Consider the following 19,206-nt stretch of genomic DNA (forward strand, 5'->3'; position numbering starts at 1 on the left):
CTCCCTGATGATGTTTGAATGCGTGCCCTGCTCGGTCGGGCGAGGCGCAGTCTAAGCGGAGCGTGGGGCGAGGCGACTCCCCCTGATGGGCCGACGGTGTTACCGGGTGTTTCCGGGCGGTGCACCCAGGCGCACACCGGGCCGGCGCCATTCCACGTGGCCGAAATCCATCAGGCGCCAGCGGCCGCCCCAGGTCAGGCCGAAGCGTTCGGCCAGCTCGCCGTACAGCTGATAGCCGCGCATGGCCCAGGGGTCTTTTTCGGTGATCACGAGCTTGCCGTCGCGCAAAAAGGCACAGTCGGCCGCCAGCCCGTGCTGGTGGTAGCTCTGCCAGGCGCCGGCATTGGTCACATGGCTGCCCATGGCCTGCAGGCGCGCCTGTCGCTCGGGGCTGCGGTAGCCTTCCAGCAAGGCCATCTCGTAACCCTCGGCCTTCATGTGCTTGAACACCATGAGCAGGCGCTGCACAAAGTCGGGGTCCATCTGCTCCCATCGGCGATCGGCCATGGCCAGCATGGGGCGCACCACCTCCACTTCGGCGGTGGTGAACACCTCGGGGGGCAAGGCCGGTGGCGGCACCAGTTGTTCGCCTCGCAGCAGGTCGCCCACCAGGGCCGGTGTGTGGCGCGAAGCCGCGTCGTCGTAAGCATCGAGTGTGCGGGCGGTGGGCGTGCGGGTGCCCCACCACCACACGGCCGCCGGCGGCAAGGCCATCAACCCTGCCACCAGAAGGGCCCACCACCACCAGGGCCGCGGCATGCCGGGCTGTGCACGGGGAAACCACGCAGCCCAAGCCAGTCGCAGCGCCCAGCGCTGGCGCCATTGAGGAAACATCCAGGCGCCCAGCAGCGCGCAGATGCCGAGCACGGCAAGAAAAACGATCCCTGGCAGCATGGTGTTTGTAACGATTGTTTCGGCGTGGCCTGCAGCACCGCCCATCGCACAGAGTCTCCGTAGAATCCGCCGCCATCCAACAAGCATCATCAGGGAGACCCGCGTGGAAGGCCATCAACGCGGAACGTCGGCGCGCACTGCGCACGACCCACGCCGCCCCAGTCTGGAGCGACCCAGCCTTTTTGCAGGACCGGACGACGACACCGCCGACGCCGACGGTCTGCGAGGCGTGCGGATTCTATCGACCCTCGAATCGCAGGAGCGCGGCAGGGGCGCGCCTTCGCGGCGCCCGGCCAGCACCCGGGAACGCACCCCAGGCACGCCATGGCTGCTGTGGGCGTTGGTGGTCATGGGCCTGACCTCGGCGGGCGCCGCGCTGTGGTGGGCCCATGCGCGCTGGCCAGGCGACAACCCGACAGCCCATGCCCTGGCGACCACAGCTGCTGCGACGGTGAAGCCAAGCACATCGGCTGCGTCTGCAGTGGCCGCGTCGGCCGCAGGCGCCTCGTCAACAGGTGCCGCGGTCAGCGAAGCCCCAGCCACCGGGGCTTCGGCCGTGGCGGGTACGCCGCTGGCGGCCCTGATTGAAAACACGCCCCCCGCCGCAGGGCCCAGCGTGCTGGCCATTACCCCGGTGGGCAGCCCACCGGCGGCTGCGACCACGGCGGCGTCGAACCCGGCACAGGGCGCCCGCACGCCAGAAAAAGCCCAGAAGAGCCGCCAGCCCGCGCAAGCGGCCCAGGCCGACAAGGTCGAAAAAGCCGAGAGAGGCGACAAGCCCGAGAAGGCCCGCAAGGCCAAGACACCGAGCAAGCCAACAGACACCCCTCCCAGCAGCCGACGCGACAGGCATGCCCACGCCGACCGCGATGTGGAGCTGCTGGAAGCCGTGATGAGCCACACCGAACGCCGGCAACGCCCCTGACGGCCCGGGCAGGCCCTCGCGGCCTGGGTTAGGCTCGCGGCATGCGACTGTTCGCCCGCCTGTTCACCGAACTCGACGAGACCACTTCGACCCTGGCCAAGGTCGAGGCACTCAAGCGCTACCTGCAACAGGCCGAACCCGCCGATGCCGCCTGGGCGCTGTACTTCCTGGCCGGCGGCAAGCCGCGGCGCACCGTGTCGACGGGTCTGATCCGGCAATGGGCCGCCCAAGGGGCCGGCCTCGATGACTGGTTGTTCGAGGCCTCCTACCAGGCGGTGGGCGACCTGGCCGAGACCATCGCGCATGTGCTGCCGCATGCCCCGCCGACCGAGCCCGACGCGCTGGGCCTGGCCGACTGGATGCACCAGCGCCTGCTGCCCATGCGCCAGTGGCCTGCCGAAGAGCAGGCCCGGCAGCTGATGACCTGGCTGCGGCCCATGGACTGGGCCAGTCGCTTTCTGCTGATCAAGCTGGTGGGTGGCGGTTTTCGGGTGGGGGTGAGCAAACTGCTGGTGACACGCGCCCTGGCCGAGCACGCCGGGCTGCCCGCCACCGTGGTGGCCCAGCGCATGATGGGCTACACCGATGCACGGCGCCCGCCCACGGCCGAAGCCTTGCAGGCCCTGTGCGCACCACTGGCGTGCGGCCCCGAAGGCCAGCCCTTGCCCGAAGCCCTGGGCACCCAGCCCAACCCCTTTTTCCTGGCCCAGCCCTGGCCGAACGACTCGGACCTGGGCCCGGCCAGCGACTGGATGGCTGAGTGGAAGTTCGACGGCATCCGCGCGCAGATCGTGCGGCGAGACGGGCAGACGGCCGTGTGGTCACGCGGTGAAGAACTGCTCACCGAACGCTTCCCCGATCTGGTGGCCCGCACCACCGGCTGGCCCGATGGCACCGTGGTCGACGGCGAACTGGTGGTGCGCGCCACCACCGCACCCAGCCCCACCGCATTGACCCTGACCGATCCCCATGGGCAGCCATGGCAGGTGGCCCCGTTCAGCGTGCTGCAAACGCGCATCACACGCCAGCAGTTGCCTGCCCGCCTTCTGCAAACCCAGCCGGCCGACTTCATTGCCTACGACCTGCTGCAGTGGCAGGGGCAGGACCTGCGCCCACACCCCCAGCACCTGCGCCACCACCGACTGCGCGAAGAAGCCGCCCCGGCCCTGGGCCTGACGGTGTCGCCCCCGGTGCTGCCCGCCGCCCGCGAACCCACCTGGCCCAAGCTGGCCGAGGCGCGCCTGCAGGCCCGCACCCTGGGCGTGGAAGGCCTGATGCTCAAGCACCGCGACGGCGCCTACGGCCAGGGCCGCACCCGCAGCGGTGGCCCCTGGTACAAGTGGAAGCTCGACCCGCTCACGGTCGATGCCGTGCTGATCTATGCCCAGGCGGGCCACGGCCGCCGCGCCAGCCTCTACACCGACTACACCTTCGCGGTGTGGAGCCGCCCCCCGGAAGGCCCGGCCGCCGTGCAGGCCGTGCAGGAAGCCATTGCCCGACGCGAGCCCCCGCAGCCCGGCGGACTGCAGCTGGTCACCTTCGCCAAGGCCTACTCGGGCCTGAGCGACGATGAAATCAAGGCGCTGGACACCATCATCCGACGCGACACGGTCGACAAGTTCGGCCCGGTGCGCAGCGTGCGCCCCACCCAGGTCTTCGAGATCGGTTTCGAGGGCCTGCAGGCCTCGGGGCGGCACAAGAGCGGCGTGGCCGTGCGCTTCCCCCGCATCCTGCGCTGGCGGCACGACAAACCCCTGCACGAAGCCGACACGCTGGACAACCTCCAGACGTTGGCGCGTCAAAACGGCCTGCACAGCCTCGACAAAACGCAATGAGTGGCCATACCACCTGAATCGAAGGGCTTTGTCCTGTACGCGGCGAGCACAAAGCAGGCAGGCGCGGTAGCATCGCGCCCATTGCATGTCCAACAGGTTCAAGGCCTGACCACCTCATGAGCACCCCTCCTCTGCGCGCCGTCAGCACCAGCCCTGACCCCACCGCCCCGTCCACCGACGAGGGCACCCCGGTGTCGGTGAAGATCCGCGAGCGCATCAAGGCCGCTCAGCGCCGCTTCCATGCCAACGACAACATCGCCGAGTTCATCGAGCCCGGTGAACTTGAAGCCCTGCTCGACGAAGTGCAAGGCAAGATGAAGGGCGTGCTGTCCAGCCTGGTGATCGACACCGACAGCGACCACAACACGCAGGACACGGCCCGCCGCGTGGCCAAGATGTACCTCAACGAAATCTTCAAGGGCCGCTACCACGCTGCGCCCTCGGTCACGGAGTTCCCCAATGTGGAACGCCTGAACGAACTGATGATCGTCGGCCCCATCACCGTGCGCAGCGCCTGTTCGCACCACCTGTGCCCCATCATGGGCCGCGTGTGGATCGGCATCATGCCGAACGAACACTCCAACCTGATCGGCCTGTCGAAGTACGCGCGCCTGATCGACTGGATCATGAGCCGCCCGCAGATCCAGGAAGAAGCCGTCACGCAGGTGGCCGACCTGCTGCAGACCCGCATGAACCCCGACGGCCTGGCCGTGGTCATGGAGGCCGACCACTTCTGCATGCACTGGCGTGGCGTGAAGGACATGGACTCCAAGATGATCAACAGCGTGATGCGTGGCTCCTTCCTGAAGGACCCCAACCTGCGCCGTGAATTCCTGTCGCTCGTCAACCAGAAGAAGGGCTGAGCCATGCTGGTTCGTTTGCTTTATGCCAGCCGCGCCCATCAGAGCCTCAGCCCCGAGGTGATCGATTCGGTGCTGGCCATCTCGCGCCGCAACAACACCGGCCTGGGTGTGACCGGCCTGCTGTGCCACAGCGGTGACATCTTCATGCAGGTGCTGGAAGGTGGCCGCGACGCCGTGAACCAGCTCTACAGCCGCATCTGCTCAGACCCGCGCCACACCGACGTGATCCTGCTGCACTACGAAGAGATCAGCGAGCGCCGCTTCGCCGGCTGGACCATGGGCCAGGTGAACCTGGCGCGCGTGAACCCCTCGACCCTGCTGAAGTATTCCGAGCGCCCCGTGCTCGACCCTTACGCGGTGTCGGGCAAGGTGTCGATGGCGCTGCTGGAAGAGCTGATCGCCACCGCCTGCATCGTCAGCCGCGCCAACTGAGCCCCGGCCCGTGAGCGCCCAGGCCTTGAGCGCCCAAGCTTCTGGGCAGGCACCACGCTGGCTGATGGGGGTGGACTTTTCGTGCGCGCCCGACGCCCGCAAGCCCATCACCGTGGCCTGGGGTGAGCGCCGGGGGGCCGTGCTGCGCCTGGAGCGCCTCGACGCGCTGCCATCGCTCGATGCCTTCGAGGCCCTGGTGGCCCCCACGCACGAACGTGCAGCAGAGGGCTGGCTGGGCGGCTTCGATTTCCCGTTCGGCCTGCCCCGCATGTTCGTGGACGCCCTGGTGGCGCACCGCCTGCCTGAGGCCGCACCCAAGGCCGGGCAGCCGGCCTGCGACGCGCTGGTGCGGGCCCTGCACGCCCACTGCACCGACCGGCAGGGCTTTCAGGCCCTGATCGACGGCTGGGGCACGCAGTGGGGTGCCGGCACGCGCCCCGACAAGCTGCCGCACCGCGCGGCCGACGTGGCCCTGCCTGGCACACAGAGCACCAGCCCGCTGCAAACCCGCTACGTGCCCGTGGGCAAGATGTACTTCGAAGGCCTGCACCGCCTGGTGGCCGCTGACGTCGCCTTGCCGGGCTTGCGCGAGCCAGCGGCCCGCACCACGCCAGCGCCCGTCCTGCGCCTGGGCTTTGAGGCCTACCCGGGCCTGCTGGCCACCGAGGTGCTGGGCAAGCGCAGTTACAAAAGCGACGACAAGGCCCGGCAAGACCCCGACCGCCTGATGGCCCGCCTGACCCTGATCGACGCGCTGGAGCAGGGCCGCACCCGCCTGGGCCTGCGCCTGAAACTCAGCCCCGCGCAGCGCGACCACCTGGCCAGCGACGCCAAAGGCGACCGGCTGGACGCGGTGCTGTGCCTGTTGCAGGCCGGTTGGGCCGATGTGCAGCGAGAGGCAGGCGATGCCCGATGCGGCATGCCCCCGGCGGTGGACCCGGTCGAAGGGTGGATACTCTCGGCATGAGCACCGCTGAAGTCCTGAATTCCCAACCGTTCGTCGAACCCGTCACCCTCGAAGGCCAACCCGGCCTCACCCTGGGCCTGCCCGATGGCAGCCGCGCCACCGTGTTGCTGCATGGCGCCCATGTGCTGTCCTGGCAAGCCGCGGGCTGGGGCGAACAGCTGTACCTGTCGCCTGCGGCGGGCCTGGCCTCGCTGCAGAGCGGGCAAGCCATCCGCGGGGGGGTGCCCGTGATCTTCCCGCAATTCGAACTCAAGGGCCCCGACACCTCGCTGCCCCGCCACGGGCTGGCGCGCCAGCGCGCATGGACCCTCGACAGCCAGCAGGTGGGCCGTGACCACGCCCTGGTCACCCTGCTGCTGAGCGACGACCCCATCACGCGCGCCTACTGGCCCCACGGCTTCGCGCTGGAACTCACCGTGAGCCTGGCGCCGCATCGCCTCGATCTGGAACTGCACGCCACCAACACGGGCGACACCCCCTGGCCCTTCTCGGCCGCGCTGCACACCTACCTGGCCGTGAGCGAGCTGACGCAGGTGCGCCTGCAAGGCCTGGAAGGTTGCCACTTCCAGGACGCCGTGACCGGTGGAGAGCACATCGAGGACCACCCCGAAAAGCGCTTCGCTGGCGAGATGGACCGCATCTACGCCCAGGTGCCGCGCTCGCTGCTGCTGCGCGATGGCCCCCGCCGTCTCACCCTGGAAAGCGAAGGCTTCGAAGACGCGGTGGTGTGGAACCCCGGGCCAGACAAGTGCGCCGCCCTGAAGGACATGCCCGCCGAAGGCTGGCGCGAAATGCTGTGCGTGGAAGCCGCCCAGGTGGTGAACCCGCCCATGCTGCAACCCGGCGAGAGCTGGACCGGCCGCCAGAGCCTGGTGCTGCCCGATTGAGGCATTGAACCGGCCAGGGCGCACGGAGCCCCTGCCGTGGGTGGTTCGCGGTTGAGTGCCCCGTGCGGGCTCAGGCCCCACCCAGCAGGGTGCGGATGTCGGCCAGCCAGGGCTCCACGCCCATGCCGTAGCGCGTGAACAGGCGTGCACGGCCCTGGCCGTCGAACACGAAACTGCCCGCGGTGTGGTCCAGGGTGTAGCCCTGGCCATCGGCACCGGGCACCTTCTGGAAAAACACCTTGAAGGCCTTGGCCACGGCGGTGGTCTGGTCCACGGTGCCGCGCAGCGCCACGAAGCTCGGGTCCATGCCCTGCACGTACTGCGTGAGCACCTCGGGGGTGTCGCGCTCGGGGTCCAGGCTCACGAAAATGGCCTGCAGCCGGGTACCCTCAGGGCCCAGCTTGCGCTTGATCTCGGCCAGCTCGGCCATGGTGGTCGGGCACACGTCAGGGCACTGGGTGTAGCCGAAGAACACCACCACCACCTGCCCCTTGAAATCGGCCAGCGTGCGCACGCGGCCCTGGCTGTCAGGCAGCTTCAAGGCCGCACCGTAATCGGCCCCCGTGATGTCGACGCTGTTGAAACGCGGGCCATTGGGCTTGAGCGGGTTCCAGCTGGCACCGTCGCAACCCGACAGCCCGGCCAACGCGGCCAGGCCCAGCACCGCCAGCCCCCCTTGGGCGCCACGCATCAGCCAGTCTCGGCGGGTACAGGCAACAAGGGCTCGGCGGTCAGCAGGCATGGGTCACAACCACAGGTAATGATCGACCAGCAAGGCAGCGAACAGCAGCATCAGGTGGACGATGGAAAAACGGAAGGTCTGGCGGGCCAGCGCATCGCTGTACTGCCGCCACAGCCGCCAAGCATAGACCACGAACCACACGCCCAGCACCAGCGCGCAGGCCAGGTAGATGCGACCGCTCATGCCGTAGACGTAGGGCAGCAAGGTGCCGGGCAGCAGCAGCACGGTGTACAGCAGCACCTGCAGCCGCGTGAAGGCGTTGCCATGCGTGACCGGCAGCATGGGCAAACCCGCCTTGGCGTAGTCGTCGACCCGGTACAGGGCCAGGGCCCAGAAGTGCGGTGGGGTCCAGAGGAAGATGATCAGGCACAGCATCAGGGCCTCGGGGCCCACCTCGCCGCGCATGGCGGCCCAGCCCAGCACAGGCGGCATGGCACCCGAAGCGCCGCCGATCACGATATTCTGCGGCGTGAGCGGCTTGAGGATGACGGTGTAGACGATCGCATAGCCCACGAAGGTGGCCAAGGTGAGCCACAGCGTGAGCGGGTTGACGAACAGGAACAGCAGGGCCGAGCCCATGGCGCAGAGCACCGCGGCAAACACCAGCGACTGGGTGCGGCTGAGCTCCCCGCGGGCCGTGGGGCGCCAGGCCGTGCGCTTCATGCGCGCGTCGATCTGCTGCTCGATCAGGCAGTTGAACGCTGCGGCCGCACCGGCCACCAGCCAGATGCCCGCGCAAGCGGCCAGCGCCACCAGGCACTGGTCGGCCGTGGGCACACCCGGCACCGCCAGCAGCATGCCGATCACGGCGCAGAACACGATGAGCTGCACCACGCGGGGCTTGGTCAGCACGTAAAACTGCCGCCACAGCGACAGCGGCGAGGGCTTCGCCAGGGCCGATGCCGACGCGGATGCCTGAGCCGATGAATGGGCCGGGGCCTGTACCGAAGCAGAGGGGGTGGCAGCCATGTCAAGCTCCTTTCGGGGTCAGGGACAGCGGGGCCAGGGCCTCGCGGGGTGCGGTGGCCAGCCCCGAAGGCTGCACCGCCATGCGCGTGAGGAACGCCACCATCAGGGCAGCGCCTGTGGTGTGCGCCAGTGCGGCAAGCAAGGGCCAGTCCAGCACCACATTGCTCAGGCCCGACAGCACCTGCCAGGCCAGCAGGGCCAGCAAGCAGCGGGCATCGCGGCGACAGGCGGGGAGGCCCTGCACCCAGCAGCGCCAGGCCAGCACCAGCACCGCCAGCGTGGCCACCACCGCGCCCAAACGGTGCATGAGGTGGATGGCCGTGAGCGCCTGCAGGGTGATGGCGCCGCCCTGCCCGTCGCTGCCCAGCGGGCGCAGCAAGGTGAGCGCCGTGCGCCAGTCGGCCGCGGGCCACCACTGGCCGTGGCAGGTGGGAAAGTCTTCACAGGCCAGGACCGCACCGTTGGTGCTGACCCAGCCGCCCAAGGCCGCCTGAGCGAACCACAGCCCGCACACCACGAGCGCTGCGCGGCGCAAAGGGGCCGGCACGGGTTCGTGCCAGGCGCCCTGGCCTGCCGCACCACTGAGCGCGCGCACCTGGGCCGTGAGCAAGGCCACGCCCAGCAAACCACCAAGCAGGTGCCCCGTCACCACCAGCGGGTAAAGCTTGAGCGTGACCGTGAGCGCACCGAACAGGCCCTGCACGCACACCCACACGAAGGTGGCGGTGGCCCACCATGGCGACAAGGCCCCGGAGACATCGGCCCTGCCGCGCTGCCACCAGGCCAGGCCCATCAGCAAGGTGATGAGGGCTCCCACACCAGTGGCCAGATAGCGGTGGATCATTTCGATCCAGGCCTTGCGGTGCGTGACGGGCCCATGCGGCGATTCGGCCACCTCCTGGGCAATGGCGGCATGGGCACCCACCGGGCTGGTGCTGCCGTAGCAACCTGGCCAGTCGGGGCAGCCAAGTCCCGAATCACTGAGGCGGGTGAAGGCGCCGAACACCACCAGGTCCAGTGTGAGCACCAGGGTGGCCAGGGTGAGGGCCCGGGCCCAGTGGGCTGCGCCGCGTGCACGCTGCTGGCGCCACACCAGGGCCAGGGGCCCCAGGGCGATCAGGGCCCCCACCAGCGCCACCGACAGCGCAGGTCGCCAGTTCACAAGCGCCACAGGCGCTTCGCTCACCAGGGTGCTGGCCAGCTCGGCACTCATGGGCGCCCCGCTTCGTCCCAGCTCGACGAGGCACGCATCAGCCTGGTCAGGTCCTTGAGCACCTTGCGCGGTTCAGCCTGGGCAGGGAAACGCATCATCCACTGACCCATCGGATCGACCAGGTACCAGTGGGCCTGCAAGGTCTGGTCGGCCTCGGGTTGCAACCAGGCCGCCAGGGCACTGCGGGGCACCTGCAGCACGGTGGCGCCTTGCATGGCCGACTGCAAGTTGGCGCGCATCGGCTGGCCATCGTCGATCAGCCACACGCGGTCGAGGCGGTCTTTGTCTTTGCCCAGGGATTCACGCAACTGACGCTGCAGGTACAGCTTGTTTTCGCAGGCGGCGTCGCAAGCGCCACCGGCCACGGTGACCAGCAGCCACTGGCCCTTGAGGGTGGCAGGGTCGACCGCCTGGCCGGTCAGGTCGCGCAAGGGCAGGGCCTGCGCCGATGGCATGGCCCTGCTGGGCTGGATCAGGGTGCCATGGTTGGTGCGCCCATCGGGCCGCACCACGTAATACATGAAGTACGAAGCCAGCACTGGGGCCGCGCAGACCAGCAGCACCAGCAACATCTTCCAGCGCCCCTGGCGGGTGCGGGCGGCATCAGCGGGCGGGCCGGCCGGATCGGGCAGGCTGTGCACACTCAGGCGAACCATCCGATCGACAGATGTCGATGCACTGCGAGAAGTGGGCTGCGTCATCATGTCTTTGCTGCAGACAGGGCCCGACCCTTGGGCCGGATCCACTGGGACCACACACACAGGCCCAGCAAGGCTGCAGCCATGCCGAACCACTGTGCAGCATAGGCCTGATGCTTGCCGACGTCTGCAGAGGGTTGCCACCAATGGCGCAACAGGCCATCGGCGGAATTCACGCCCTCGTCCAGTTGCTGCAAGCTGCCAGGGCGCAAGCGCAGGCCCCATTCCCGGGCCAGGGCCTCAGGGTCAACGTTCTGGCGGATGAGCCCCTGCTCGGTTTCGGCGCCATGCCCCCCCAGGCTCATCAACCTGGAAGGGGCCCAGGTGATGCGGGCCAGCAGCGTCACATCGCCCTCGGGCTGGGGCACATCGGGCAAGCGCAATCGGTCGCGTGGGTCCCGGGGCACCCAGCCCCGTTGCACCAGCACCACCGACGCCGTGCAGCCCGGGCTGTGGGCCAGCTGCAAGGGCGTGAGCACCACAAAGCCCGCCCGGCCCTGCATCGGGCGGTTGTCCAGGTAGAGGGTGTGCTCATGCAACCAGCGCCCCTGCAACAGCACGCGGTGCTGTTCGGCCGCCTGCCAGGCCGAGGCCTCACAAGGCAGCCGATCGGCCGGCCAGGGTGCCTGAGCGCCACGGGCCAGCATGGCCTCGTGCAAAGCTTGCTTGGTGTCGGCACGCTGCAATTGCCACACACCCAGCGAAGCGGTCACGGCCATGCCCACGGCCGTGGCCGCCCACACCACCACCTGGTTCAGCCTGGCCATGACACCCTCGGTTTGTCGTGGGTCTGTCGGGCTTGGAGTGCCGGGGCGCAGCCCGTATCATCGGGTCGCATGAAATTCCTGATCGCTCTGGCCCTGCTGGGCATCGTGGGTGCACTGGCTCTGGCCGGGCGTGCCATGCTGAAAGACGGGCGAGATGGCCAGCCCAAGACCAACCGCATGGTGCGTGCACTGGCGCTGCGCGTGGCCCTGTCGATCGCCCTGTTCCTGTTCATCTGGCTGAGCTATCACATGGGGTGGGTGCAGCCCACCGGCCTGCCGGTGAGCCGCTGAGCCGCTGACCACAAGCGGCAATGCGCTCCTCACATCCAGTAGACGATCACGTACAGGCCCAGCCAGACCACGTCCACAAAGTGCCAGTACCAGGCAGCGCCTTCGAAGCCGAAGTGGCGCTCTGGCGTGAAGTGCCCCTTCTGCAGGCGCAGCGTGATGAACAGCAGCATCAGGGCGCCCACGAACACGTGGAAGCCATGGAAGCCAGTCAGCATGAAGAAGGTGGAGCCATACACGCCCGAGGTGAGCTTGAGGTTCAGGTCGGTGTAAGCGTGGTAGTACTCGTAGCCCTGGCAGAGCAGGAACACGAAGCCCAGCAGCACGGTGAGCCACATGAAGGCAATGGTCATGCCCCGCTTGCCCTCACGCAGCGCATGGTGCGCAATGGTGAGCGTGACACCGGAGGTCAGCAACAAGGCCGTGTTGATGGTGGGCAGCGGCCAGGGCCCCATGGTGGAGAAAGCTTCCACGTGGCCCGCAGGGGCACCTGTGGCCCCAGGGTGTGACGAGGGCCACAAGCCCTTGAAATCGGGCCACAGCAGCTGGTGCTCCAGGTTGCCCAGTTCAGGCACCGAGTGAACCCGCGCCCAATACAAGGCCCCGAAGAAGGCCCCGAAGAACATCACCTCAGAGAAGATGAACCAGGCCATGCTCCAGCGGAACGAGATGTCGATGCGGTCGCTGTACAGCCCGCTCTCACTCTCGTGAATGGCCTCGGCGAACCATTGCTTGAGCACCACGGCCCACCACAGCAGGCCGAAGGCCAGGCAGTAGGGCGCCCACCCCGAACCGTTGACCCACTGCCCTGCGCCCAGCACGACGAAGAACAGGCCGATGGCGGCCATCAGCGGGTGCCGAGACGGGCCGGGCACGAAGTAGTACGGGACCTTCCCGGCGGCACTGTGTGAGGGAATCGTTGCGGACATCCGTCTCTCCTTGTGAATTCGCGACTCAGAGCGTGACGCCGCTGGCAATGACCCAGCGCACCACGGCGATCAGCACACCGACAAACAGGGCTGCGGCCAGCAAACCAGCCACCACCACATGCAAAGGGTTGAGCCTGGCGAGGTCGTCGGCATGGTCCCGCCCCTTGCGCACCCCGAAGAACGACCAGGCCACAGCCTTCATCGACGCCAGGAACGAGCCCTTGCGCTGCACGGCCTCGCGCAAGGCAGCCGCCGAATCGTCGCGGTGGCCCGGGGGATCAGAGGGCAAGGCCATCATGCGCCCCCTCCGGCCACATCGGTGCGCACCCCCTGGACCGCACCCGTCGCGTTCGCGCCCAGCTGGCCCGACGGTGCGGCAGGCACCCCGCTGCCCACTTCGAAGAAGGTGTACGACAGGGTGATGGTCTTGACGTCTTTGGGCAGCTTCGGGTCGACCACGAAGGTGACGGGCCAGCGCTTGCTTTCACCAGGCTGGAGCGCGTGCTGCTGGAAACAGAAGCACTCGAGCTTGTTGAAGTGGGCCGTGGCCTGCTTGGGTGCGTAGCTGGGGATGGCCTGCGCGCTCATGGCCCGCTGCTGCGGGTTGGTGAACTCGTAGACCACGGAAGCCAGCTGCCCCGGGTGCACTTCCACGTACCGCTTCTCAGGCTTGAAGGCCCAGGGGCCGCGGGCGTTGGCGTCGAACTCGATGGTGACCAGCCGCGAAGTGTCAACCTGGGTGTTGGGCACCGCCTTCGACGACATGCCGGGCACCTGCTTCTCGGCCAGCGACAGCACATTGATGCCCAAGGACTCGCAGATGGCGCGGTACAGCGGCACCATGGCGTAGCCGAAACCGAACATCACGGCCGTGACCACCACCAGCTTGAACAGCAGGTCACGGTGCAGGCCGCCAGCGCGTGGTTGAGGCATGGCTCAGGCCCCGCTCAGCAAGGCGATGCGGGCAATGAAGCCCAGGAAGAACACCCCGGCCACGGAAGCCAGGATCAGGCCCAGGCGCACATTGCGCTGTCGCATGTCCGGCGTGCTGGGGGATTGCGGGCTGACCGAAGGACTGGCGGGGGCACTCATGGAGACTCCTGGGCAAACGGCACAAACAAGGCGCGGGGCTCAACCGACCACGCGGGTGGCATCGGCATTGAGCTTGGGCGGCTCTTCGAAGGTGTGGAAGGGCGCCGGCGAAGGCACTTCCCACTCCAGGCCCTCGGCGCCTTCCCAGGGGCGTTGCGGGGCGGGCTCACCCTTGCCCATCATGGCCGGGATCAGCACCACGAACAGGAAGTACACCTGCATGAGGCCGAAGCCAAAGGCGCCCACCGACGCAATCGCGTTGAAATCGGCGAACTGCATGGGGTAGTCGGCATAGCGACGCGGCATGCCGGCCAGGCCCAGGAAGTGCATGGGGAAGAAGGTGACGTTGAAGGTGATCAGCGAGAGCCAGAAGTGCACCTTGCCCTTCCATTCGGGGATCATCACGCCCGTCCACTTGGGGGCCCAGTAGTAGAAGCCGGCATACAGCGCATACAGCGAGCCGGCCACCAGCACGTAATGGAAGTGGGCCACCACGTAGTAGGTGTCCTGGATCTGGGTGTCAATCGGCGCCACCGAGCAGATCAGGCCCGTGAAGCCCCCCATGGTGAACACGAAGATGAAGCCCACCGACCACAGCATCGGCACCTCGAAGGTCATGGAGCCTCGCCACATGGTGGCGATCCAGTTGAACACCTTCACCCCGGTGGGCACCGAGATCAGCATCGTGGCGTACATGAAGAACAGCTGACCGGTCACCGGCATGCCGGTGGCGAACATGTGGTGGGCCCACACGATGAAGCTGAGGATGGCGATCGAGGCCGTCGCGTACACCATGGAGTGGTAGCCGAACAGCTTCTTGCGCGCAAAGGCCGGCACGATCTGGCTGACGATGCCGAAGGCCGGCAGGATCATGATGTAGACCTCGGGGTGCCCGAAGAACCAGAAGATGTGCTGGTACATGACCGGGTCACCCCCACCGGCCGGGTTGAAGAAGCTGGTGCCGAAATGGCGGTCGGTCAGGGTCATGGTGATGGCGCCGGCCAGCACGGGCATCACGGCGATCAGCAGGTAGGCCGTGATCAGCCAGGTCCAGGCGAACATGGGCATCTTCATCAGGGTCATGCCCGGTGCGCGCATGTTCAGGATGGTCACCACGATGTTGATGGAGCCCATGATCGAGCTGGCACCCATGATGTGCATGGCGAAGATGGCGGCGTCCATCGACGGGCCCATCTGCAGGGTCAGCGGCGCGTACAGCGTCCAGCCGGCGGCCGGTGCACCACCGGGCATGAAGAACGAGGCCACGATGATGATGGACGCCGGAATCATCAGCCAGAAGCTGAAGTTGTTCATGCGCGCGAAGGCCATGTCGGAGGCCCCGATCTGCAGCGGCAGCATCCAGTTGGCCATGCCCACAAAGGCCGGCATGATGGCCCCGAACACCATGATGATGCCGTGCATGGTGGTGAGCTGGTTGAACAGCTCGGGGTTCACCAGTTGCAGGCCCGGCTTGAACAGTTCGGCCCGGATGCCGAGTGCCAGCACCCCGCCGATCAGCAGCATGGTGAAGGAGAACAGCAGGTACAGCGTACCGATGTCCTTGTGGTTGGTGGCGAACAGCCAGCGCCGCCAGCCGTGCGGGTGATCGTGTGCGTGGTCGTGCCCGTGGGCGTGTCCACCGTGGTCCAGAACAGCAGTCATGTCAGTTTCCTTTCTGAATCACAGGGGGCATCACTTGCGGGCGGCCAGCACTTCGGCCGGTTGCACGGTCTGGCCGGTCTTGTTCGACCAGCTGTTTTTGGTGAAGGTGATCACGGCCGCGATCTCGGTGTCCGACAGCTGGCGCCAGGCCGGCATGATGTTGTTCTGCCCGTTGAGCAGCACGTTGATCTGCTTGCCCTTGTCAGCGTCGAGCACCAGCGCCGAACCGTCGATGGCCTTGATGGCCCCACCGCCCTTGCCGTTGGGCAGGTGGCAGGCGGCGCAGTTGGCGGCATAGACCTTTTCGCCGCGGGCGATCAAATCGGCCTGCGCCCACACCTTGTTGGGGTCATCCGCCTTGGCCAGCTGGGCCTTGAGCTTGGCCTCGGCCCATTTGGCATAGTCTTCTTCAGACAACACGCGCACGTGGATGGGCATGTAGGCGTGTTCCTTGCCGCACAGCTCGGCGCACTGGCCGTAGAAATCGCCCGTCTTTTCGGCCTTGAACCAGGTGTCGCGCACGAAGCCCGGGATGGCGTCCTGCTTGATGCCGAAGGCCGGCACCATGAAGGAGTGGATCACGTCGTTGGCCGTGGTGATCACACGGATCTTCTTGCCCACCGGCACCACCAGGGGTTCGTCGACCTTGAGCAGGTAGTTGTCACCCTGGGGCTTGCCTGCGTCAGACAAGGCGCGTTGGGACGCATCGAGCGTGGACACGAACTGGATGCCTTCGCCCGGGCCCTTGAGGTAGTCGTAGCCCCACTTCCACTGGTAACCCGTGGCCTTGACCGTGATGTCGGCGTTGGTGGTGTCTTTCTGAGCCACCACGACCTTGGTGGCTGGCAGGGCCATGCCGATCACGATCAGGAACGGGATGATGGTCCAGACGATTTCGACCGTGGTCGACTCATGGAAGTCGGCCGGCTTGGCCCCCTTCGACTTGCGATGGGCGTAGATGGAGTAGAACATCACGCCGAACACGGCCACGAAGATGACGCCGCAGATCCAGAGCATCATCACGTGCAGGTCCTGCTGGGCGGCGGCAATGCGCGTGGCAGGCTGCGGCAGGTCGAACTGACGGACTGCGGGCCCGCCGGGCAGGTCATTGACAGCCCAGGCGGCGGTGGTCAGTGCACTGGCGGCCAGGGCCATGCCGGCCTGCCGCAAACGCTCGAAGGTCAGGGACTCAGGTCGGGTGGGGATCGACGGGGCTGGTGTTGTCATGGTCTCGTCTCTCGTGCGGATGTCGGAGCCAGGGGCTGTCGGTGGGACTGCAGCACCTGACGGAGTTCCTGGGCCAGCACCTGGCGCCAGGCGGGCGCCACGTGCCGCCCCACTTCAACGGAACACCCCAGCGCCGACAGCACCACCAGGGCGCGTTGGTGTGACCGGGGCTCGATGCGAAGCCAGTGCAGCGGCAACTCGGTGGTGCGCTGACGGGGGCCGTCGTGGGTTTCGACCACCAGGCGGTCGCCCACCACGGCAATGATTTCGCGGTCGGTGGCATGGCGCGCGTGCAGCCACAAAGCGGCTGCCAGGGCCAGCACCTCGACCAGAGAAAAAGGCAGGATGAAGGTGGCGCCGGCCAGGAACAGCCCCACGCCAATGCCCAGACTGAGCGCCATGGCGCCCAGGGCGGCGCCCATGAACTGGCGCGGGGTGAGCGAACAGTTGCGGCGCAGCACCCAGCGGGGCGCTGGGTGAGCGGCTGGTTGACCATCCGACGTGTTCGAAGGCAGGGATGCAGCGGCCGGACCTTCCCATGGCGAGGGCCGGGAGCCGTTTGCCGGGCGAACACCCGAGGCTGACAACAACGTTCCGTGCGACAAGGCGGCAGGCATGAATGCCATCACTCCGTCTCGCAGCGGCTCCACCGGCTTGTCTTGTGAACTCAGCCGACACCCGCCCGAGAAACAACAACGCCAAACAAGAAGCTTGTTGCACACCGCCAACGGCGGCCTGCACAACACCTCTACTTAAGGGGGATTCTAGGCACCGTCTTGCTTTACCTCAAGACACAGAAGGGCTGGACAGGCATGGGTTTACCCGCGCTTGATGCCGGAATGCATCAAGCGTCACACCTGCTGGACAAGCGGCGCGAGCCGTGTCAGGGGCGCGGAGGCGCTTTGCGGACCATGCGGCGCATGTCGTCCATGGACACGCGCGTTTCGGCGGCCACGGCCGCGCGGGGCTCGGGCTTGATGGCGTGGCCATAGACCACCTCCAGCGTCAGGCCCAGGCGGCCGTCGGGGCGACGCAGGTGCTCGTGGAGCGCCTGCAACATGCGGGCGCGCCAGCGGGGCGTGCGCCACCCGGCATGGCGGCCCGCCGCCACATTGCCGCCCCAGGTGCGGCACTCGGCCAGCAGGGTCTCGGCATCGGGCCAGGTCAGGGTCAGGTGCTCCATGTCCATCACCGGGTCGGCAAACCCGGCCTTGGCCATGGCGTCGCCCAGGTCATGCATGTCGATGAAGTCGATGGTGGGCAAGCCCCATCCCATGGCCTGGTACAGCGCACGCAACTCACGCCCGGTGTCAGGGCCCAGGCCGCTGCACATCACGAAGCCGCCCACGCCCAGCATGCGGTGCCAGGCCTTGAACAAGCCCGGCAGGTCGAGGGCGCCATGCAGGGTCATGTTGGCCCACAGCAAGCCGGCCCCTTCGGCAGGCCAGGCGGCATCAGGCACCGGCCACTGCGAGAACACCGGGGCCTGCGCCTTGTGCCAGGGCTTCCACCACGGCGCGGCATGAGCGGCCTGCCACTGCTGGCGACTGCGCTCGGCCATGTCGGGCAAGGGCTCGTACACCCAGCGGCGAGCCTGCGGGTAGCGTGACTGCACCTCGCCCTGCGCCGCGCCCAGCCAGGCCGACCAATCGACCCAGTGCGTGGGCTCGATGCGAATCGCCTGGAGCTTCTCGGCCAGACGCCGCCCCACCTCGGCGTGCAGCCACGGCGCCTCGGGCAGCGTGGCCAGGCGGCGCAACTGCCGGTCGACCGATGCCGGATGGGGCGCGACAGCGGGCAAGGCGGTGGGCAGGCTGGGGTTGGCGGTGTCTGAAGGCATGCGAAAACAGCGAAGGTGCGCCCCGATGGCGATCAAGGGCACCACGGCAGAAAGGGGGATCACGCCACCCTCTCGGGAGCGATGTCGCGGCAAAGGCCGCTGAGTATATTGAGTTCATGCGCTTGCGTGCCCTGCCCTCCTTGCCCACCCTGTGCCGCGTGTGCCATCGCTGGCAACCCCGGTGGTTGTGCCTGGGCTGCCGCGACACCGCCCAATCGGTACAGCACCGCTGTGTGCGCTGTGCGCTGCCCATCACCGAGGCCGAGCATGAGGCCTCAGGGCGATGCAGCCCCTGCGAAGACCTGCCCCCGATGTTCGACCATGCCCTGGTGGCCCTGGACTATGCCGAGCCCTGGTCCAGCCTGGTGTCGGCCCTGAAGTTCCGCCAGGACACCGCCCTGGCCGACGGTCTGGCCGGCCTGCTGGCCCACACCGTTCGCCAACGCTGGCATGCAGACTCAGGCACCCCGGTTGGCGCGCGCGCGGGTGCCCGCACAGCGCTGTCACATCGGTGGCGACCCGGCGCACCAACCCTGCTGGTGCCCGTGCCTTTGTCGGCCCCACGCTGGCGCGAGCGCGGCTACAACCAATCGGCCCTGCTGGCTCAGCACCTGAGTGAACGGCTGGGTCTGGCCACATGCCCCGAGGCACTGGTGCGCACACAGCACACCGAACGCTTGATGCACCTGGATGCAGATGCCCGTGCCGCCGCCATCGCCCGCGCTTTTGCGGTGCCGCCCACCATGGCGCGGCAGGTGCATGGGCGCCATGTGGCCCTGGTCGATGACGTGCTCACCACCGGCGCCACGGCCAATGCCGCTGCCCGCGCCCTGTGGGAGGCCGGCGCGCGGGAAGTGTCCGTGTGGGCGGTGGCCCGCACACCCGCGCCGCACCGTGCAATCATTGACAAATCAGCAATGAATGCTTGACTTGAAACCCATTTATCAATCAATTGGTCATCAATAAAGTGGAGCCC

General features: G+C 67.7%; 22 protein-coding genes. 8 read left to right on the forward strand and 14 right to left on the reverse strand.

Annotated elements, in window-relative coordinates:
• Positions 1-99: 99 nt before the first annotated feature.
• Positions 100-894 (reverse strand): M15 family metallopeptidase, encoded by a 795-nt coding sequence (locus EYS42_RS07285; RefSeq protein ID WP_245503538.1) that lies wholly within the window; start codon positions 892-894, stop codon positions 100-102.
• A 103-nt stretch (positions 895-997) separates the two neighbouring features.
• Here EYS42_RS07285 and EYS42_RS17035 point away from each other — a divergent pair, with 103 nt between their 5' ends.
• The 6 genes from EYS42_RS17035 to EYS42_RS07315 all read left to right on the forward strand — a co-directional run bounded on the left by EYS42_RS17035 (position 998) and on the right by EYS42_RS07315 (position 6,803).
• On the forward strand, positions 998-1,819 hold the full coding sequence (locus tag EYS42_RS17035) for a hypothetical protein (RefSeq protein ID WP_165456663.1): 822 nt from the start codon (positions 998-1,000) through the stop codon (positions 1,817-1,819).
• Between the two features lie 41 nt (positions 1,820-1,860).
• Positions 1,861-3,654 (forward strand): ATP-dependent DNA ligase, encoded by a 1,794-nt coding sequence (locus tag EYS42_RS07295; protein WP_130967218.1) that lies wholly within the window; start codon positions 1,861-1,863, stop codon positions 3,652-3,654.
• 116 nt (positions 3,655-3,770) lie between these two features.
• The gene (gene folE, locus EYS42_RS07300; protein ID WP_130967219.1) at positions 3,771-4,517 is read left to right on the forward strand and encodes a GTP cyclohydrolase I; all 747 of its coding nucleotides are present in this window, start codon (positions 3,771-3,773) and stop codon (positions 4,515-4,517) included.
• A gap of 3 nt (positions 4,518-4,520) precedes the next feature.
• Positions 4,521-4,949, forward strand: a complete 429-nt coding sequence (locus EYS42_RS07305; protein ID WP_130967221.1) for a BLUF domain-containing protein — start codon at positions 4,521-4,523, stop codon at positions 4,947-4,949.
• A gap of 10 nt (positions 4,950-4,959) precedes the next feature.
• Positions 4,960-5,916: a DUF429 domain-containing protein gene (locus tag EYS42_RS07310; RefSeq protein ID WP_245503539.1), complete on the forward strand. Its 957-nt coding sequence runs from the start codon at positions 4,960-4,962 to the stop codon at positions 5,914-5,916.
• Positions 5,913-6,803, forward strand: a complete 891-nt coding sequence (locus EYS42_RS07315; protein WP_130967223.1) for a D-hexose-6-phosphate mutarotase — start codon at positions 5,913-5,915, stop codon at positions 6,801-6,803. The genes EYS42_RS07310 and EYS42_RS07315 overlap by 4 nt, the downstream gene beginning before the upstream one ends.
• 70 nt (positions 6,804-6,873) lie before the next feature.
• On the opposite strand, the gene EYS42_RS07320 is transcribed toward EYS42_RS07315, so the two are convergent.
• Genes EYS42_RS07320 through EYS42_RS07340 form a run of 5 tightly spaced genes read right to left on the reverse strand, consistent with a single transcriptional unit; the run spans position 6,874 to position 11,192 of the window.
• Positions 6,874-7,494, reverse strand: a complete 621-nt coding sequence (locus tag EYS42_RS07320) for an SCO family protein (RefSeq protein WP_130967406.1) — start codon at positions 7,492-7,494, stop codon at positions 6,874-6,876.
• 54 nt (positions 7,495-7,548) lie between these two features.
• Positions 7,549-8,514: a heme o synthase gene (cyoE, locus tag EYS42_RS07325; RefSeq protein WP_130967225.1), complete on the reverse strand. Its 966-nt coding sequence runs from the start codon at positions 8,512-8,514 to the stop codon at positions 7,549-7,551.
• Between the two features lies 1 nt (position 8,515).
• The gene (locus tag EYS42_RS07330) at positions 8,516-9,727 is read right to left on the reverse strand and encodes a COX15/CtaA family protein (protein ID WP_130967226.1); all 1,212 of its coding nucleotides are present in this window, start codon (positions 9,725-9,727) and stop codon (positions 8,516-8,518) included.
• The gene (locus tag EYS42_RS07335) at positions 9,724-10,383 is read right to left on the reverse strand and encodes an SCO family protein (RefSeq protein WP_130967228.1); all 660 of its coding nucleotides are present in this window, start codon (positions 10,381-10,383) and stop codon (positions 9,724-9,726) included. Before EYS42_RS07335 ends, EYS42_RS07330 begins: the two co-directional genes overlap by 4 nt.
• 44 nt (positions 10,384-10,427) lie before the next feature.
• Positions 10,428-11,192 carry an SURF1 family protein gene (locus EYS42_RS07340; RefSeq protein ID WP_130967230.1) on the reverse strand — a complete coding sequence of 255 codons (765 nt, stop codon included), beginning with the start codon at positions 11,190-11,192 and terminating at the stop codon, positions 10,428-10,430.
• Positions 11,193-11,261: 69 nt separating this feature from the next.
• Between EYS42_RS07340 and EYS42_RS07345 the strand changes: the two genes are divergently transcribed.
• Complete coding sequence (locus EYS42_RS07345) at positions 11,262-11,483, forward strand: DUF2909 domain-containing protein (RefSeq protein WP_130967232.1); 222 nt, start codon at positions 11,262-11,264, stop codon at positions 11,481-11,483.
• A gap of 29 nt (positions 11,484-11,512) precedes the next feature.
• Here the strand turns inward: EYS42_RS07345 and EYS42_RS07350 are convergent, their stop codons facing one another.
• The 8 genes from EYS42_RS07350 to EYS42_RS07380 all read right to left on the reverse strand — a co-directional run bounded on the left by EYS42_RS07350 (position 11,513) and on the right by EYS42_RS07380 (position 18,230).
• On the reverse strand, positions 11,513-12,409 hold the full coding sequence (locus EYS42_RS07350) for a cytochrome c oxidase subunit 3 (protein WP_130967234.1): 897 nt from the start codon (positions 12,407-12,409) through the stop codon (positions 11,513-11,515).
• A 25-nt stretch (positions 12,410-12,434) separates the two neighbouring features.
• A complete protein-coding gene (locus EYS42_RS07355; protein WP_130967408.1) occupies positions 12,435-12,704 on the reverse strand; it encodes a DUF2970 domain-containing protein in 270 nt (89 codons plus the stop codon).
• The gene (locus tag EYS42_RS07360) at positions 12,704-13,342 is read right to left on the reverse strand and encodes a cytochrome c oxidase assembly protein (RefSeq protein ID WP_130967236.1); all 639 of its coding nucleotides are present in this window, start codon (positions 13,340-13,342) and stop codon (positions 12,704-12,706) included. The genes EYS42_RS07355 and EYS42_RS07360 overlap by 1 nt, the downstream gene beginning before the upstream one ends.
• Before the next feature lie 3 nt (positions 13,343-13,345).
• Positions 13,346-13,501 (reverse strand): cytochrome oxidase small assembly protein, encoded by a 156-nt coding sequence (locus tag EYS42_RS17040; protein ID WP_165456664.1) that lies wholly within the window; start codon positions 13,499-13,501, stop codon positions 13,346-13,348.
• A 39-nt stretch (positions 13,502-13,540) separates the two neighbouring features.
• On the reverse strand, positions 13,541-15,163 hold the full coding sequence (gene ctaD / locus EYS42_RS07365; RefSeq protein WP_130967238.1) for a cytochrome c oxidase subunit I: 1,623 nt from the start codon (positions 15,161-15,163) through the stop codon (positions 13,541-13,543).
• Positions 15,164-15,193: 30 nt separating this feature from the next.
• Entirely contained in the window at positions 15,194-16,318 is a 1,125-nt protein-coding gene (gene coxB, locus EYS42_RS07370; RefSeq protein ID WP_245503555.1) for a cytochrome c oxidase subunit II, read from the reverse strand.
• 68 nt (positions 16,319-16,386) lie between these two features.
• Positions 16,387-17,016, reverse strand: coding sequence for a DUF2244 domain-containing protein (locus tag EYS42_RS07375; RefSeq protein ID WP_130967242.1), 630 nt, complete (start codon positions 17,014-17,016; stop codon positions 16,387-16,389).
• 257 nt (positions 17,017-17,273) lie between these two features.
• Positions 17,274-18,230: a biotin synthase gene (locus tag EYS42_RS07380; RefSeq protein WP_245503542.1), complete on the reverse strand. Its 957-nt coding sequence runs from the start codon at positions 18,228-18,230 to the stop codon at positions 17,274-17,276.
• A 116-nt stretch (positions 18,231-18,346) separates the two neighbouring features.
• Here EYS42_RS07380 and EYS42_RS07385 point away from each other — a divergent pair, with 116 nt between their 5' ends.
• Positions 18,347-19,159: a ComF family protein gene (locus EYS42_RS07385; RefSeq protein ID WP_130967244.1), complete on the forward strand. Its 813-nt coding sequence runs from the start codon at positions 18,347-18,349 to the stop codon at positions 19,157-19,159.
• Positions 19,160-19,206: the final 47 nt, after the last annotated feature.

The sequence above is a fragment of the Aquabacterium lacunae genome (assembly GCF_004310865.1).
In the GTDB taxonomy this organism is placed as follows: Bacteria; Pseudomonadota; Gammaproteobacteria; order Burkholderiales; family Burkholderiaceae_C; genus Aquabacterium; species Aquabacterium lacunae.

Bases quoted from the DNA above. Each gene is read 5' to 3' on its own strand.
- EYS42_RS07285 (WP_245503538.1), bottom strand. From the start codon at position 894: ATGCTGCCAGGGATCGTTTTTCTTGCCGTGCTCGGCATCTGCGCGCTG.
- EYS42_RS07295 (WP_130967218.1), top strand. From the start codon at position 1,861: ATGCGACTGTTCGCCCGCCTGTTCACCGAACTCGACGAGACCACTTCG.
- folE (WP_130967219.1), top strand. From the start codon at position 3,771: ATGAGCACCCCTCCTCTGCGCGCCGTCAGCACCAGCCCTGACCCCACC.
- EYS42_RS07305 (WP_130967221.1), top strand. From the start codon at position 4,521: ATGCTGGTTCGTTTGCTTTATGCCAGCCGCGCCCATCAGAGCCTCAGC.
- EYS42_RS07315 (WP_130967223.1), top strand. From the start codon at position 5,913: ATGAGCACCGCTGAAGTCCTGAATTCCCAACCGTTCGTCGAACCCGTC.
- EYS42_RS07320 (WP_130967406.1), bottom strand. From the start codon at position 7,494: ATGCGTGGCGCCCAAGGGGGGCTGGCGGTGCTGGGCCTGGCCGCGTTG.
- cyoE (WP_130967225.1), bottom strand. From the start codon at position 8,514: ATGGCTGCCACCCCCTCTGCTTCGGTACAGGCCCCGGCCCATTCATCG.
- EYS42_RS07330 (WP_130967226.1), bottom strand. From the start codon at position 9,727: ATGAGTGCCGAGCTGGCCAGCACCCTGGTGAGCGAAGCGCCTGTGGCG.
- EYS42_RS07335 (WP_130967228.1), bottom strand. From the start codon at position 10,383: ATGGTTCGCCTGAGTGTGCACAGCCTGCCCGATCCGGCCGGCCCGCCC.
- EYS42_RS07340 (WP_130967230.1), bottom strand. From the start codon at position 11,192: ATGGCCAGGCTGAACCAGGTGGTGGTGTGGGCGGCCACGGCCGTGGGC.
- EYS42_RS07345 (WP_130967232.1), top strand. From the start codon at position 11,262: ATGAAATTCCTGATCGCTCTGGCCCTGCTGGGCATCGTGGGTGCACTG.
- EYS42_RS07350 (WP_130967234.1), bottom strand. From the start codon at position 12,409: ATGTCCGCAACGATTCCCTCACACAGTGCCGCCGGGAAGGTCCCGTAC.
- EYS42_RS07355 (WP_130967408.1), bottom strand. From the start codon at position 12,704: ATGGCCTTGCCCTCTGATCCCCCGGGCCACCGCGACGATTCGGCGGCT.
- EYS42_RS07360 (WP_130967236.1), bottom strand. From the start codon at position 13,342: ATGCCTCAACCACGCGCTGGCGGCCTGCACCGTGACCTGCTGTTCAAG.
- EYS42_RS17040 (WP_165456664.1), bottom strand. From the start codon at position 13,501: ATGAGTGCCCCCGCCAGTCCTTCGGTCAGCCCGCAATCCCCCAGCACG.
- ctaD (WP_130967238.1), bottom strand. From the start codon at position 15,163: ATGACTGCTGTTCTGGACCACGGTGGACACGCCCACGGGCACGACCAC.
- coxB (WP_245503555.1), bottom strand. From the start codon at position 16,318: ATGGCCCTGGCCGCCAGTGCACTGACCACCGCCGCCTGGGCTGTCAAT.
- EYS42_RS07375 (WP_130967242.1), bottom strand. From the start codon at position 17,016: ATGGCATTCATGCCTGCCGCCTTGTCGCACGGAACGTTGTTGTCAGCC.
- EYS42_RS07380 (WP_245503542.1), bottom strand. From the start codon at position 18,230: ATGCCTTCAGACACCGCCAACCCCAGCCTGCCCACCGCCTTGCCCGCT.
- EYS42_RS07385 (WP_130967244.1), top strand. From the start codon at position 18,347: ATGCGCTTGCGTGCCCTGCCCTCCTTGCCCACCCTGTGCCGCGTGTGC.